13 protein-coding genes and 1 riboswitch are annotated in these 13262 nt (G+C 73.3%); of the genes, 10 read left to right on the forward strand and 3 right to left on the reverse strand.

Annotated elements, in window-relative coordinates; translation table 11 throughout:
- Window positions 1-5: 5 nt before the first annotated feature.
- The gene (locus tag OEIGOIKO_RS35160) at window positions 6-578 is read right to left on the reverse strand and encodes an SDR family oxidoreductase (protein WP_125057421.1); all 573 of its coding nucleotides are present in this window, start codon (window positions 576-578) and stop codon (window positions 6-8) included.
- Window positions 579-747: 169 nt separating this feature from the next.
- A riboswitch (FMN riboswitch) is annotated at window positions 748-878 on the forward strand.
- Between the two features lie 157 nt (window positions 879-1035).
- Between OEIGOIKO_RS35160 and ribD the strand changes: the two genes are divergently transcribed.
- The 10 genes from ribD to OEIGOIKO_RS35210 all read left to right on the forward strand — a co-directional run bounded on the left by ribD (window position 1036) and on the right by OEIGOIKO_RS35210 (window position 9850).
- Window positions 1036-2172 (forward strand): bifunctional diaminohydroxyphosphoribosylaminopyrimidine deaminase/5-amino-6-(5-phosphoribosylamino)uracil reductase RibD, encoded by a 1137-nt coding sequence (gene ribD, locus OEIGOIKO_RS35165; protein ID WP_246177737.1) that lies wholly within the window; start codon window positions 1036-1038, stop codon window positions 2170-2172.
- Between the two features lies 1 nt (window position 2173).
- Window positions 2174-2833, forward strand: coding sequence for a riboflavin synthase (locus OEIGOIKO_RS35170; RefSeq protein WP_246177739.1), 660 nt, complete (start codon window positions 2174-2176; stop codon window positions 2831-2833).
- On the forward strand, window positions 2830-3483 hold the full coding sequence (locus tag OEIGOIKO_RS35175) for a nicotinamide mononucleotide transporter family protein (protein WP_125057422.1): 654 nt from the start codon (window positions 2830-2832) through the stop codon (window positions 3481-3483). The genes OEIGOIKO_RS35170 and OEIGOIKO_RS35175 overlap by 4 nt, the downstream gene beginning before the upstream one ends.
- Window positions 3480-4781, forward strand: a complete 1302-nt coding sequence (locus OEIGOIKO_RS35180) for a bifunctional 3,4-dihydroxy-2-butanone-4-phosphate synthase/GTP cyclohydrolase II (RefSeq protein ID WP_125057423.1) — start codon at window positions 3480-3482, stop codon at window positions 4779-4781. Before OEIGOIKO_RS35175 ends, OEIGOIKO_RS35180 begins: the two co-directional genes overlap by 4 nt.
- 100 nt (window positions 4782-4881) lie before the next feature.
- A complete protein-coding gene (gene ribH / locus OEIGOIKO_RS35185; protein WP_003986918.1) occupies window positions 4882-5367 on the forward strand; it encodes a 6,7-dimethyl-8-ribityllumazine synthase in 486 nt (161 codons plus the stop codon).
- 35 nt (window positions 5368-5402) lie between these two features.
- On the forward strand, window positions 5403-5675 hold the full coding sequence (locus OEIGOIKO_RS35190; protein ID WP_030017415.1) for a phosphoribosyl-ATP diphosphatase: 273 nt from the start codon (window positions 5403-5405) through the stop codon (window positions 5673-5675).
- 74 nt (window positions 5676-5749) lie between these two features.
- Window positions 5750-6598 carry an ATP phosphoribosyltransferase gene (gene hisG, locus OEIGOIKO_RS35195; protein ID WP_125048183.1) on the forward strand — a complete coding sequence of 283 codons (849 nt, stop codon included), beginning with the start codon at window positions 5750-5752 and terminating at the stop codon, window positions 6596-6598.
- A gap of 91 nt (window positions 6599-6689) precedes the next feature.
- A complete protein-coding gene (locus OEIGOIKO_RS35200; RefSeq protein ID WP_125057424.1) occupies window positions 6690-7154 on the forward strand; it encodes a PH domain-containing protein in 465 nt (154 codons plus the stop codon).
- A 192-nt stretch (window positions 7155-7346) separates the two neighbouring features.
- A complete protein-coding gene (locus OEIGOIKO_RS35205) occupies window positions 7347-8693 on the forward strand; it encodes a hemolysin family protein (protein ID WP_125057425.1) in 1347 nt (448 codons plus the stop codon).
- Window positions 8690-9850 carry a hemolysin family protein gene (locus OEIGOIKO_RS35210; protein ID WP_125057426.1) on the forward strand — a complete coding sequence of 387 codons (1161 nt, stop codon included), beginning with the start codon at window positions 8690-8692 and terminating at the stop codon, window positions 9848-9850. The genes OEIGOIKO_RS35205 and OEIGOIKO_RS35210 overlap by 4 nt, the downstream gene beginning before the upstream one ends.
- Window positions 9851-10049: 199 nt before the next feature.
- Here the strand turns inward: OEIGOIKO_RS35210 and OEIGOIKO_RS35215 are convergent, their stop codons facing one another.
- Together OEIGOIKO_RS35215 and OEIGOIKO_RS35220 are read right to left on the reverse strand one after the other, a co-directional pair.
- Complete coding sequence (locus tag OEIGOIKO_RS35215; RefSeq protein ID WP_125057427.1) at window positions 10050-11951, reverse strand: AAA family ATPase; 1902 nt, start codon at window positions 11949-11951, stop codon at window positions 10050-10052.
- A gap of 463 nt (window positions 11952-12414) precedes the next feature.
- Window positions 12415-13023 carry a uridine kinase family protein gene (locus OEIGOIKO_RS35220; RefSeq protein WP_246177741.1) on the reverse strand — a complete coding sequence of 203 codons (609 nt, stop codon included), beginning with the start codon at window positions 13021-13023 and terminating at the stop codon, window positions 12415-12417.
- Window positions 13024-13262 lie beyond the last annotated feature (239 nt).

Below are 13262 nucleotides of genomic sequence, written 5' to 3' on the forward strand. Positions count from 1 at the left end.
GCCTCCTACCGCCCAGCCTCCACCGCCCCACCGGCCTTCGCCCCGCCACCGCTGCGCTCCGCCAGGAAGTCCCCGTACCCCACCGTGCCGTCCGCGTGCTCCAGCGTCAGGTTCTCGCCCCGCCGCAGCGCCCCGAACAGCCTGCCCGGCACCCACAGCGGTACGAGCACGCGCCGCCGCCCGCCGGCTTGCAAGGTGTCCCGTACGAGATCGCGGGCGCTGCGCGCCTCGGGGCCGCCCAGGTCCGCCACCCGGCCCGCCGGTGCCCCGGACGCCAGCTCGACCAGCCGGGCGGCGATCTCGCGGACGTCCACCGGCTGGAGCCGCACCCCGGCCGGCACCGGCAGCCGTGCCCCGGCCTTGACCATGCGCAGCACCACGGTCTCCACGCCCGCCAGCGCCGGGGCCAGGCCCGAGCCGTCGCGCAGGTCGACCGCGTACGGGTGCAGCCGGGGCCGTCCGGCGCCGGTGTACGGACGGCGGCTGAGGCTGCGTACGTCGTGACCGGCGGCGAGCAGCCGGCCGACCACGGCCCGGCCGAGCGTGCCGGTGCCGCCGGTCACCAGAATCGTCGTCATCGCGATCAGTCCTGCGGGTGGGGGGAGAGGGGCGGTCCGGGCCGGGGGCCCGTCGGCGCGGGGCGCAGTGCGGTGTCCGCGCCGCTCCCTGTGAGCCACTCCACAGGTCGCCGCCCGCATGGCCGACGATCAGACGTGGCAGACTGAAGCCGTACTGAATTGACATACGCAGCGCACTCCGGGGTCGGTGAAAGTCCGAACCGGCGGTAACAGTCCGCGACCCGGCCGCCTCCAGCGGCCGGTTGAGCAGGTGGAATTCCTGCACCGACGGTTAAAGTCCGGATGGGAGGCAGTGCGCGGCGGGCGAGCAGCGGTACACCGCCGTCGTTGGCGGTCGTCCTCGTGTCCACGAGTGGCGGCTCCCTTTCCGGCCTCGGTGTCCCCGTTGTCCCGTTCCCGTTTTTCCTGTCCTTCGTGACAGCCCCGGAGTCCGTGCCCTGAGTGGCAGGAGGACCCGGTGGCCACCCCAGCCCCCGCGCAGACCGCGGCGATGCGCCGAGCCATCCAGCTTGCCGCCCGCGGCCTCGGGCACACCAGCCCCAATCCCGTCGTCGGCTGTGTCGTCCTGGACGCCGCGGGAAACGTCGCGGGCGAGGGCTGGCACGAGCGGGCCGGCGGCCCGCACGCCGAGGTCAACGCGCTGCGCGAGGCGGGTGAGCGGGCCCGCGGCGGCACCGCCTTCGTCACGCTGGAACCCTGCAACCACACCGGCCGCACCGGCCCCTGCGCCCAGGCCCTCATCGAGGCGGGCGTCGCCCGGGTGCACTACGCCGTCCCCGACCCGAACCCCGCCGCCACCGGCGGCTCCACCACCCTCGCCGCGGCCGGCGTCGAGGTCGAGGGCGGCCTGCTCGCCGACGAGGCCGCGGCCGGCAACGAGGCGTGGCTGACGGCCGTACTGCGCCGCCGCCCCTTCGTGCTGTGGAAGTACGCCGCCACCCTCGACGGCCGGATCGCCGCCGCCGACGGCACCAGCCGCTGGATCACCTCGGCCGAGTCCCGCGCCGACGTCCACCGGCTGCGCGCCCGGGCCGACGCGGTGATCGTCGGGTCCGGCACCGCCCGCGCCGACGACCCGCACCTCGCCGCCCGCGTCGCGGGCCTGACCGACACCGAGGTCAGCCAGCCGCTGCGGGTCGTGATCGACACCGGCGCCGCCGTCGTCAAACCCGGCGCCCGCGTCCTGGACGGCACCGCGCCCACCCTGATCGCGGTCGCCGAGGACGCCGACACCGGCCACCTCGACGGCATCGCCCCGATCGTCCGGCTGCCGCGCTCGGCGGGCGGCACCGGCGTGCACCTGCCCGCCCTGCTCGACGCCCTGTACGAGCGCGACGTCCGGTCGGTGCTCCTGGAGGGCGGCCCGACCCTGGCCGGAGCCTTTCTCGCCGCGCACGCCGTCGACAAGGTCGTCGGCTACCTCGCGCCCGTCCTGCTCGGCGCCGGCCCCGCCGCCCTCGGCGACGCCGGAATCGCCACGATCGGCCAGGCGTTGCGCCTTGAGGTGACCGACACCGCCCGGCTCGGCCCCGACCTGCGCATCACCGCCACCCCAGCCCGCCACACCCTGCCCCCCTTGAACGAGGAGAACTGACGTGTTCACCGGAATCGTCGAAGAACTGGGTGAGGTCGCCGCCGTCGAGAACCTCGGTGACAGCTCCCGGTTCACCCTGCGCGGCCCGCTCGTCACCCAGGACGCGAAGCACGGCGACTCGATCGCCGTCAACGGCGTCTGCCTGACCGTCGTGGAGACCGGCGCGGGCACCTTCACCGCCGACGTGATGGCCGAGACGCTCGGCCGCTCCGGCCTGGGCGCGCTCGTCCCCGGCTCGCGCGTCAACCTCGAACGCCCGATGGCGCTGGGCGGCCGCCTCGGCGGCCACCTCGTCCAGGGCCATGTGGACGGCACCGGCACCATCGTCTCGCGGACGCCCGGCGAGCACTGGGAGCTCGTCAAGGTCGCGCTGCCCGCCGGACTCGCCCGTTACGTCGTGGAGAAAGGGTCCGTCACCGTCGACGGCGTGAGCCTCACCGTCGTGGACGCGGGCGACGACTTCTTCACCATCAGCCTCATCCCCACCACCCTCGCCCTGACCACCCTCGGCATCAAGCAGCCGGGCGACCCGGTCAACCTGGAGGTCGACGTCCTGGCCAAGTACGTCGAACGGCTCCTGGGCCGGGGCGCGGGCCACGGTCAGGACCAGGGCCCGGACAGCACGGCGGCCGTCGCGGCCGTGGAAGAGAGCCTGCGGTGAACCCCCTCGGCTGGCTGAACGGCCCGGCGTTCACCGCCTTCGGCCAGCAGGTCATCTGGTCCGACATGATCGGCAACAGCATCGGCCTGGCCGCCCTCGCCTTCGGCTGGCGGCGCTCCATATGGACCTGGCCCGCCCAGTTCCTGTCCGGCCTGATCCTGGTCTCCGCGTACGCCTACGCCCACCTCAGCGGCGGCGTCGGCAAGCAGCTGCTGGTCATCGGTGTGGCGCTGTGGGGCTGGCGGCAGTGGCAGCGCGGCCGGCAGCAGGCCCAGGACGGCTCCATCGCCGTACGCTTCGCCACCTGGCGCGAACGCGGACTCCTGCTGGCCGGCACGGCGGTGGGCACCGTCGCCGTCGGCTCGCTGTTCGCCCTGGTCCCGCAGCTGTCCTGGAACCCCTGGCCCGACGCGTACATCTTCGTCGGCACCCTGGCGGCGATGGTCGCCCAGGCCCGCGGCCTGGTCGAGTTCTGGTTCGCCTGGCTGCTCGTCGACATCGTGGGCGTCCCCCTCGCCTTCAGCAGCGGCCTGGCCTTCTCCGGCCTGGTCTACGTCGTCTACCTCGGCCTCGTCCTGTGGGGTATGCGCGACTGGTGGCTGCGCTCCCGCACGAATCCGCAGCCCGTCCTGGAAGGAGCGGCGGCATGACCGCACTGCAGAGCTGGTACGACCCCGAGGGAGCCGTCGAGCGGGACGCCGTCCTCGCCCTGGACCCCGTCGAGCAGGCCGTCGCCGACATCGCCGCCGGCCGCCCGGTGGTGGTCGTGGACGACGAGAACCGCGAGAACGAGGGTGACCTGATCGTCGCCGCCGAACGGGTCACCCCCGAGATCCTCGCCTTCATGATGAGCGAGTGCCGCGGCCTGATCTGCGCCCCCATGGAGGGCGCCGAACTGGACCGCCTCGCGCTGCCGCAGATGGTCGAGCACAACACCGAGTCGATGCGCACCGCGTTCACCGTCTCCGTCGACGCCACCCCGGCGCACGGCGTCAGCACCGGCATCTCCGCCGCCGACCGCGCCACCACCCTGCGTCTGCTCGCCTCCGGCGAGGCCACCCCCGCCGACTTCGTACGCCCGGGCCACATCTTCCCGCTGCGCGCCCGCGAGGGCGGCGTGCTGGCCCGCAACGGCCACACCGAGGCCGGCGTGGACCTGGCCCGGCTCGCCGGGCTGCGGCCCGCCGCCGCCATCGTGGAGATCGCCGGCGAGGACGGCACGATGCTGCGGCTGCCCGAGCTGGTGCCGTTCGCCCGCAAGCACGGTCTGTCGATCATTTCCATCGAGGACCTGATCGCGTACCGCCGGAGCTCGGAGCCCACCGTCCGCCGCGAGGCCGAGACCCGGCTTCCCACCCGCCACGGCGAGTTCACCGCGTACGGCTACCGCTCCACCGTCGACGGCGTCGAGCACATCGCACTGGTGGCGGGGGAGATCGGCGACGGCGAGGACATCCTCGTACGGGTCCACTCCGAATGCCTGACCGGCGACATCTTCCACTCGCTGCGCTGCGACTGCGGCCCCCAGCTGGAGGAGTCGCTGCGGCGCGTCCAGGAGGCGGGCCGCGGCGTGGTGATCTACCTGCGCGGCCACGAGGGACGCGGCATCGGGCTGCTGTCCAAGCTGCGCGCGTACGAGCTCCAGGAGCGCGGCCGCGACACCCTCGACGCCAACCTGGAGCTGGGGCTGCCCGCCGACGCCCGGGACTACGGCGCCGGGGCCCAGGTGCTCGCCGACCTCGGCGTGCGCTCGCTGCGGCTGATGACCAACAACCCGGAGAAGACCGAGGCACTGGTCCGGCACGGACTCAAGGTCCTCGGCCGGGAGCCGATGCCCGTACAGGCGGGCGAGCACAACCTGCGGTACCTGCGCACCAAGCGGGACCGGATGGGGCACGACCTGCCCTGGCTCGACGCGGACCGCGCGTCGGCCTGCGGCAACCAGTAGGACCCCGCGGCCGGATGCCGGCCGTCCCACCGCGCGGCCGGATCCCCGGCCGCCCCACCACGTACGTGCACGAGCACCGGACCACGAGGAGACCAGAACCGTGAGCGGCAAGGGCGCACCCGAACTGTCCGTGAAGAACTGTGGCGACCTGCGGGTGGCCGTCATCGCCGCCCAGTGGCACGAGAAGGTGATGGACGGCCTGGTGGACGGCGCCCTGCGTGCCCTGTCCGAGCTGGGCATCGACGAGCCGACGCTGCTGCGCGTGCCCGGCAGCTTCGAGCTGCCGGTGGTCGCCAAGGTCCTGGCCGGCCGCGGCTACGACGCGATCGTGGCGCTCGGCGTCGTCATCCGGGGCGGCACCCCGCACTTCGACTACGTGTGCCAGGGCGTCACCCAGGGTCTGACGCAGGTCAGCGTCGACACCGGCGTACCCATCGGGTTCGGCGTGCTGACCTGCGACACCGAGGAGCAGGCCCTGGACCGGGCCGGAATCTTCGGCTCCACCGAGGACAAGGGCCACGAGGCGGTGACCGCGGCCGTCGCCACCGCCGCGACGCTGCGCACCGTCGCCGAGCCCTGGCGCTGAGCGCGGCCGGGCGACCGCGTAGGGTGGGTCACATCATGTCCAAGAAGACGTTCGAGGAGCTCTTCGCCGAGCTCCAGCAGAAGGCCGCCACCGGCGACCCCGCCACCTCCCGCACCGCCGAGCTGGTCAGCTCCGGCGTCCATGCGATCGGCAAGAAGGTCGTCGAGGAGGCCGCCGAGGTCTGGATGGCCGCGGAGTACGAGTCCGACGAGGCCGCCGCCGAGGAGATCTCCCAGCTCCTGTACCACCTTCAGGTGATGATGGTCGCCAAGGGCATCTCCCTCGACGACGTCTACGCCCATCTCTGAGCCGTCGCCCGGCCCCCGCACCACCCCCCTTTTTCTTCTCCCCTCCCCCCTCCCGCACGAAGGAAGTCGTTCTCATGCTGCGCATCGCCGTCCCGAACAAGGGTTCACTGTCCGAGCCTGCGTCGGCGATGCTCCATGAGGCCGGCTACCGCCAGCGCAAGGACCGCAGGGAGCTGGTCCTGGTCGACGCGGAGAACGAGGTCGAGTTCTTCTTCCTGCGCCCGCGCGACATCGCGGTGTACGTCGGCTCCGGCAAGCTGGACATCGGCATCACCGGCCGCGACCTGCTGCTCGACTCCGGCGCGCAGGCCGAGGAGATCATGCAGCTCGGCTTCGCCGGCTCGACCTTCCGCTACGCCACCCGCCCGGGCACGGCCAAGGAGGTCACCGACTTCGGCGGCATGACGGTCGCCACGTCCTTCTCCGGACTGGTCACCCAGCACCTCGCCGACCACGGCGTGAACGCCTCCGTCGTCCACCTGGACGGCGCCGTGGAGACCGCCATCCAGCTGGGCGTCGCCGAGATCATCGCCGATGTCGTGGAGACCGGCACCACCCTGCGCAACGCCGGGCTGGAGATCATCGGCGAGCCGATCCTGAAGTCCGAGGCGGTCGTCATCCGCGGCAAGGGCGCGCCCGAGGACGACCCGAAGGTCCGGCAGTTCCTCCGCCGGATGCAGGGCGTCCTGGTCGCCCGGCGCTACGTGATGATGGACTACGACATCCGCGTCGAGCACGTCGAGAAGGCCGTCGCCCTCACCCCGGGCCTGGAGTCGCCGACCGTCTCCCCGCTGCACCACGAGGGCTGGGTCGCGGTCCGCTCGATGGTCCCCTCCAAGGACGCCCAGCGCATCATGGACGAGCTGTACGAGCTCGGCGCCCGCGCCATCCTGACCACCGGCATCCACGCCTGCCGCCTCTGACCCAGGCCAGGCGGCCCGGCCACCGCCGACGGGCGGCGGCCACACCCGCCGCCGGCCCGCGCCGGCGGCCCGTACGAAAGAGCCCAGCGACGTGTCCGCGCCCGCATCCGCGCCCCTGCCCGACCTCCCGGTGACCTTCCGGCCGGGCCGCACCCGTGCCGTCCTGTACGGCGTCGGCATCGCCCAGCTCGCCGTGCTGACGGTGATCGCCGTCCTGCTGCCTAACCTGGGCGGCGGCGAGCGGGTCAGCTTCGTCTTCACCGGGCTGGTCATCCTCGGCGTGCTGCTGCTGCTCGCGCGGCCCAAGGTCGTCGCCCGGCAGGACGGCGTCACGGTCGTCAACCTCACCACCAAGCGCGAGCTGGCCTGGGCCCAGGTGCTGCGGGTCAACCTGCGCCAGGGCGACCCCTGGGTCCACCTCGACCTGGCCGACGGCACCAGCCTGCCCGCCATGGGCATCCAGCCCGGCATCGCGCGCGACCAGGCCATTCGCGACGCCCGTACGCTCCGGGCCCTCGCCGAGAACCACGGCACCGGGGACCAGCCGGCCCGGTGACCCTGCCCGCACCCCGGCCCTGCTGATTACCCTGGTGCCCAGGGCGCTTCCCGCGCCCCGCCCCGCCAGCGGGCCCCTGCGACCTGAGGAGTGACTCCCTCCAGCAATGGACGGATCGTCCGGTAGTACCTGCGCCGCCCCTCCACCGGAACCCCCGCACCCACGGGAGTTCCCCTCCACGGAGGCGGCGGCATGACCGCCACACTGCTGCTGCTCGCGGCCGCCCTCGTCCTGATCCTCGCCAACGGCTTCTTCGTGGCCGCCGAGTTCGGCCTGGTCACCGTGGAGAAGGCGGAGGCCGAACGGGCCGCCGCCGAAGGGGACCGGCGCGCCCGCACCGTCGTCGGCGCGCTGCGCGAACTCTCCTTCCAGCTCTCCGGCACCCAGCTCGGCATCACCATCACCTCCCTGGTGGTCGGCATGCTCGCCGAGCCCGCCCTGGCCCGGCTGCTGTCCGGGCCGCTGACCGCCACCGGACTGCCGGCCGGTGCCGTACCCGGCATCGCCGTCGTCATCGGGATGCTGCTGGCCTCCGCCGTGCAGATGGTCCTCGGTGAACTGGTGCCCAAGAACTGGGCGGTCTCCAAGCCGCTCCAGGTCGCCCGCTTCGTCGCGGGCCCGCAGGGCGCCTTCTCGCGGTTCTTCCGCCCGGTGATCTCCCTGTTGAACACCGTCGCCAACCGGCTCGTACGGGCCCTGGGCGTGGAGCCGACCGACGAGCTGGCCTCCGCCCGCACCCCCGGCGAACTGGTCTCGCTCGCCCACCACTCGGCCCGTGCCGGAGTGATCGAGCAGGACACCGCCGATCTGTTCGTGCGCACCCTCTCGCTCGGCGGGCTGACCGCCGAGAACGTGATGACCCCGCGGGTACGGGTCAGCGCCCTCCAGGCGTCCGCGACCGCCGAGGACGTCCTCAACCTCACCCGCGCCACCGGCCTGTCCCGCTTTCCCGTCTACCGGACCCGGCTCGACGAGGTGGTGGGCATGGTGCACCTCAAGGACGCCCTCGCGGTGCCCGAGCACGACCGGCTGCGCACCCCGGCGGCCCGGATCGCCGTACCGCTGCTCCTGGTCCCGGCGACGCTGCCGGTGCAGCCGCTGCTGGAGCGGCTGCGCAGCGAGCAGCCGATAGCCGTCGTGGTCGACGAGTACGGCGGCACGGCGGGCGTGGTCACCCTGGAGGACATCGTCGAGGAACTGGTCGGCGAGGTCCGCGACGAGCACGACCGGATCGACCTGCCCGAACTGGCCCAGGCGCCGCCCGAGGACGGCCGCCCCGCCTGGGACGCCGACGGCGGCTGCCGGGTCGACACGCTGCGGCGGATCGGCCTGGACACGCCCGACGGCCCGTACGAGACCGTGGCGGGCCTGGTGGCCCAGATACTCGGGCGGGTGCCCGCCCCCGGCGACACCGCCGAGCTGGACGGCTGGCGGCTGCGGGTGCGGCTGGTGTCCCACCACCGCGCCGAGCGGGTCCGGATCATACGGACCGCGGGCGCCGCGGCACCCGCACCGACGCCGGCGGAGGTGGCCCGGTGACCTTCCTGCAACTCCTCTTCGCCGTCTTCCTGGTCCTGGTCAACGGGTTCTTCGTGGGCGCCGAGTTCGCGCTCGTCTCGGTGCGCCGCAGCCAGATCGAACCGCTGGCCACCGCGGGCTCCAAACGGGCCCGCAAGGTGCTGCACGGCCTGGAGAACCTGCCGCAGATGATGGCGGCGGCCCAGTTCGGCATCACCGTCTGCTCCCTGACGCTCGGCGCGGTCGCCGAACCGACCGTCGCCCGCCTCCTGGAGCCCCTCTTCCACGCGGCACACCTGCCCGAGCCGCTGATCCACCCCCTCGGTTACGTCATAGCCCTGGCCGCGGTGGTCTTCCTCCACCTCGTCATCGGCGAGATGGTCCCGAAGAACCTGGCGATGGCCGCGCCGGAGAAGACCGCGCTGTGGTTCAGCCCCGGCCTGGTCGCCTTCGCCCGGCTGTGCCGCCCGGTCACCGCGCTGCTCGGGGCGTGCGCCCGCGGCGTCCTGCGGCTGTTCCGCGTCGAGCCGAAGGACGAGGTGGAGGCGGTCTTCACGAGCCAGCAGCTCACCGACCTCGTCGAGGACTCCAAGCAGGCCGGTCTGCTGGCCCCCGCCGAGCAGGAACGCCTCTCCGACGCGCTGGAACTGGGCAGCCGGCCCGTCACCGACGTCCTCCTGGACCCGGCCGGGCTGGTCACGGTCGACCCGGCCGTCACGCCGCGCCAGGTCGAGGAGCTGACCGTCAAGACCGGCTACTCCCGCTTCCCGGTGTCCGCGCCGGGCGGCGCCTACATGGGCTACCTGCACGTCAAGGACGTACTGGACCTGGAGGAGGGCGACCGCGCGGTGCCGCAGCACATCTGGCACCCGATGACGACGCTGCGCGCCGAACTCCCCCTGGACGACGCCCTGACCGCCATGCGCCGCTCCGCCTCCCACCTGGCCGCCGTCGCGGACGCGGCCGGGCGGGTACTGGGGCTGGTCGCGCTGGAGGACGTACTGGAGAAGCTGGTGGGGGAGGTGCGCGACCCGGCGCACCGGCAGGAGCTGCCGGCCGTACCGGCCTTCAGCGGCGCGCCGGGCGCCCGCGTACCCGAGGTGCCCGGCGACCGGCTCTCCGGCCCGCGTACGGCACCGGGGCAGGCCACCCGGGAGGACCGGGCGCTGGCGGGGTGACCCGGCCCTGACGAAGGTGTGAGCCCGCGGTGGTCCGCGGGCTCACGTCGTTTCCGCGGGCGGCTCCTGCTGCTGGAGGCGGTGGCCGCGTGCGTGCACGAGCAGGGCATGTCCGGTTCAACGGCGTAGCTTGCGCAGTTGGACGCCGGCCGCTTCGGGGCGGCGCTGCCGGAGCGGTGGCGCCGTCAGAGCCGGCGCTTCAGAGCGGCGGCGCCTCCGGGCCAGGGCCGGGGACCGGGCCGCGGCCGGAGAGCACCTCGCCGTACGCCTGCATCAGGTCCGGCAGCCGCAGGGTGGCCAGGTCGTCGCGGGACGGCGCGCCGGACCAGGTGGACAGCCGCAGGTCGCGGTAGGCGCAGCTCTTCTCGTACAGCGTGCGCAGGAACCGGCCGTTGCCGAGTTCGTCGATCCAGCCCTGGCCGACGACGTGCGCGCTGATGCTGCGCAGCTCCTCCAACGACTCCTCGTCCCAGTGGTCGCCGTTCTCGGCGGCCAGCACCTCGCCGATGGCCGTCAGCTCCGGCGGCCGGTAGCTCGGGAAGTCGACGCGCGAGGTGAAGCGCGAGGACAGGCCGGGGTTGGCGGCCAGCAGGCGGTCCATGCCCTCCGGGTAGCCGGCCAGGATGACGACGAGCCGGTCGCGGTTGTCCTCGGCGCGCTTGAGGAGCACCTGCAGGGCCTCGTCGCCGTACGCGTCGCCCTTGCTGTACGCGGAGTTCGAGAGGCTGTACGCCTCGTCCACGAACAGCACCCCGCCCAGCGCCGAGTCGATCAGCTCATTGGCCTTCACGGCGGTCTGCCCCAGGAACTCGCCGACCAGGTCGGCCCGTTGCGCCTCGACGAGATGGTCGCCGCCGAGCAGGCCGAGGGCGTAGAACACCCGGCCGAGTATCCGGGCCACGGTGGTCTTGCCGGTGCCGGACGGGCCGGAGAAGACGAAGTGTCGTTTCGGCGGCTGCACCGGAAGGCCCTGGCCCGCCCGCAGCCGCGCCATCCGCAACTGCGCGGACAGCGCCCTGACCTGACGCTTCACCGGCTCCAGGCCGACCATCCGCTCCAGTTCGGCGAGCGCCTTCTCCAGCAGCACCGGGTCGGACGGGCCGGCCGGCAGCCGGTCCGAGCGGCGCGGACCGCCGAGCATCGCCTTCTCCCGTACGACCGGTCCCGCGTCCCCCGGCGAACCGCCCGCCAGGTCGCCGTCCGGGCCCTCCGGCTCGGTCGCGGCCAGCAGCTCCCGCCCGTCCACCGGGTCGAGCGGGGAGAGCGGGTCGAGGTCGCCGCCCGCCTCCTGGCCGAAGCCGGCGGTCACGGCCGCGAGGTCGGTGCCCTCCTCCAGGCCGTCCCCCTCGGCGATGGCCGCGAGCCGCGCCGCGGTGTCCATGAACGCCGGGTCGACCCGGTGCACCGAGCGGTACAGCGGCAGCGCGGCGGCGCTGCGGCCGGTGCCCTCGTGGGCGCGGGCGAGCCAGTACCGCAGCTCCTTGCGCTGCGGCTGCTCGCTGCGGCAGCGCATCAGGGCGGCCGACAGCAGCGGCTCGGCCTGCCCGAACATCTCCTGGCGCACCCGCGCCATGCCGCCGAAGAGTCCGGCCTCGATGCCGAGCAGCGGATCGTCGAGCAGCGGTTCGGTGTGCCGTACGAGCTGGTCCCAGTCCTTGACGAGATAGGCGCGGCAGGCGTGCAGGAAGCGCACCTGCGGGTCGGTGTCCACCGGCGGGCAGCCCGCCAAGGCCTGGTCCAGCTCGCCGACATGGCGGCCGTCGAGCCAGTGCGAGGCGTACGCCAGCAGCAGGTCGCGGCCGGTCTCCAGCACCGGCTGGACCCACCAGCCCAGCCAGTACCAGGAATTGAGTGTGCGTCGGTGCCGGGCGCGCTGTTCCCCGAACCGGTCGCGGTGCCGGTGCATGTGCAGCAGCGCGGTCGAGGTGTCCGCACGCAGTGCGTGCAGGCCGAGCCAGCCGTCGGCCATCGTCGGGTCCATCCGCACCGCGGCCCGGAACTCCTCCTCGGCCTGCGGGTACGCGCCTACCGTGTAGGCGTCCACCGCGCGCAGCCAGGCGAGTTCGGCCGGGGCGTGTGTGCCCTGGGTGCCGAAATCCATCACGTCCCCCACAAAACGTCCCCCGTGGTGTGCCGCCGGGCGAGTGCCAGGCCGCAGCGTGTTCGAACGAACCGGCGTGCTCGGGGCGGCAGTTGCAGGTCGCCCCCGGCTGCTCTTCGACTGCGTCCTTCGGTGGCACGGACTCGCATCGTACCTGCGGTATCGGTGCAGGCCGAAGAGGGCGGTGCGGGGGAAGGCGGGGCTCCGCGGCGCGAAGGGGGCGGTGACATAGGGTGAGGGGGCGGACGGCGCGCGGCGCGCGCTGAGCGCCCGGGCACAGAACGAAGCCCCCGATCACGGGGGAACAACCGGGGGCTTCGCGTCTGCGGGCGGTCCGTCAGAACCGCACATTGAGAACGTAAGTCCTGTACGCCCCCCAGGTCAAGCCGAGTTGAGGCAGTCGGCGGTACGCGCACGGCGACGATCTGCGTACCGCCCGTGGTCCGTCACGTTCGGTGATGATTCAAGGGTTCCCACACGCCCCACCGGGCCCCGGCAGCACCTCGTAACCCTCGGTGCGCCCCCGTACCAGCAGGCCGGCGTGCGGACGTGAGGGGTCCGCCGCGAAATGAGCGCGCTCCGCCGGGATCCAGTCATCCCAGAACGCGGCCTGGGCCGGTCCGTCCCGCCGTCGACCGCGGTCCCAGGAGTGACACGCCGTCAGTTCCATCCACAGCAGGCACGCCAGGTACGGGCGCAGCGCGCGGCGGCCCGCGCCGACGCCCTCCACGACGACGGCGTGCGCCGGTGCCAGCTCCCGGCGCGCGGTGAACTCCCTGCGCTCCCAGTCGTACACCGCGTAGCGCGCGTGCTCCCCCCGCGACAGCGGTTCCAGGACCTCGGTACGGAACCGCGCCGTCCATGCGAACAGCTCGTCGTGGGTCGCGATGTCGTCCAGACGGACGACCGGGGCGCCGCCGAGCGCCGTGGCCAGATGCCGCGCGAAGGTGCTCTTGCCGGACCCGGCGTGCCCGTCCACCGCGATCAGCCGGACGGGGCCGCAGGACGGGGGCAGCGCGCGCAGCCGGCCGGCGAGGCCGGGCGGGATCGGCCGGATCGGCTCTTGACGCACGCTGTTGCCTGTCTGCTGGGACGGGTGAGACGCTGCAAGATTACCGGTACGCCAGGTGCAGAACCGATGATCTTCGGCCGCCCCGCCCGCCCCCGCAGAGGGCTGTCCACCCCCCTCCCCATGCCCTCCACTGCCGCAAATTGCTGATCCCTGCGGCGACGCGCGACGAACGGCTGGCCGAAGGGTGTATGCGGCGGAATAGTTGAGCTCCACTGTTCTCCTGGCTCAATCCTTCGCAT

Origin of the sequence: Streptomyces paromomycinus (assembly GCF_003865155.1) — a bacterium.
Classification (GTDB): Bacteria; Actinomycetota; Actinomycetes; order Streptomycetales; family Streptomycetaceae; genus Streptomyces; species Streptomyces chrestomyceticus.

Coding starts and splice junctions, on each gene's coding strand:
- OEIGOIKO_RS35215 (WP_125057427.1), bottom strand. CDS start 11,951: ATGGATTTCGGCACCCAGGGCACACACGCCCCGGCCGAACTCGCCTGG.
- hisG (WP_125048183.1), top strand. CDS start 5,750: ATGCTGCGCATCGCCGTCCCGAACAAGGGTTCACTGTCCGAGCCTGCG.
- OEIGOIKO_RS35180 (WP_125057423.1), top strand. CDS start 3,480: ATGACCGCACTGCAGAGCTGGTACGACCCCGAGGGAGCCGTCGAGCGG.
- OEIGOIKO_RS35190 (WP_030017415.1), top strand. CDS start 5,403: ATGTCCAAGAAGACGTTCGAGGAGCTCTTCGCCGAGCTCCAGCAGAAG.
- OEIGOIKO_RS35160 (WP_125057421.1), bottom strand. CDS start 578: ATGACGACGATTCTGGTGACCGGCGGCACCGGCACGCTCGGCCGGGCC.
- OEIGOIKO_RS35205 (WP_125057425.1), top strand. CDS start 7,347: ATGACCGCCACACTGCTGCTGCTCGCGGCCGCCCTCGTCCTGATCCTC.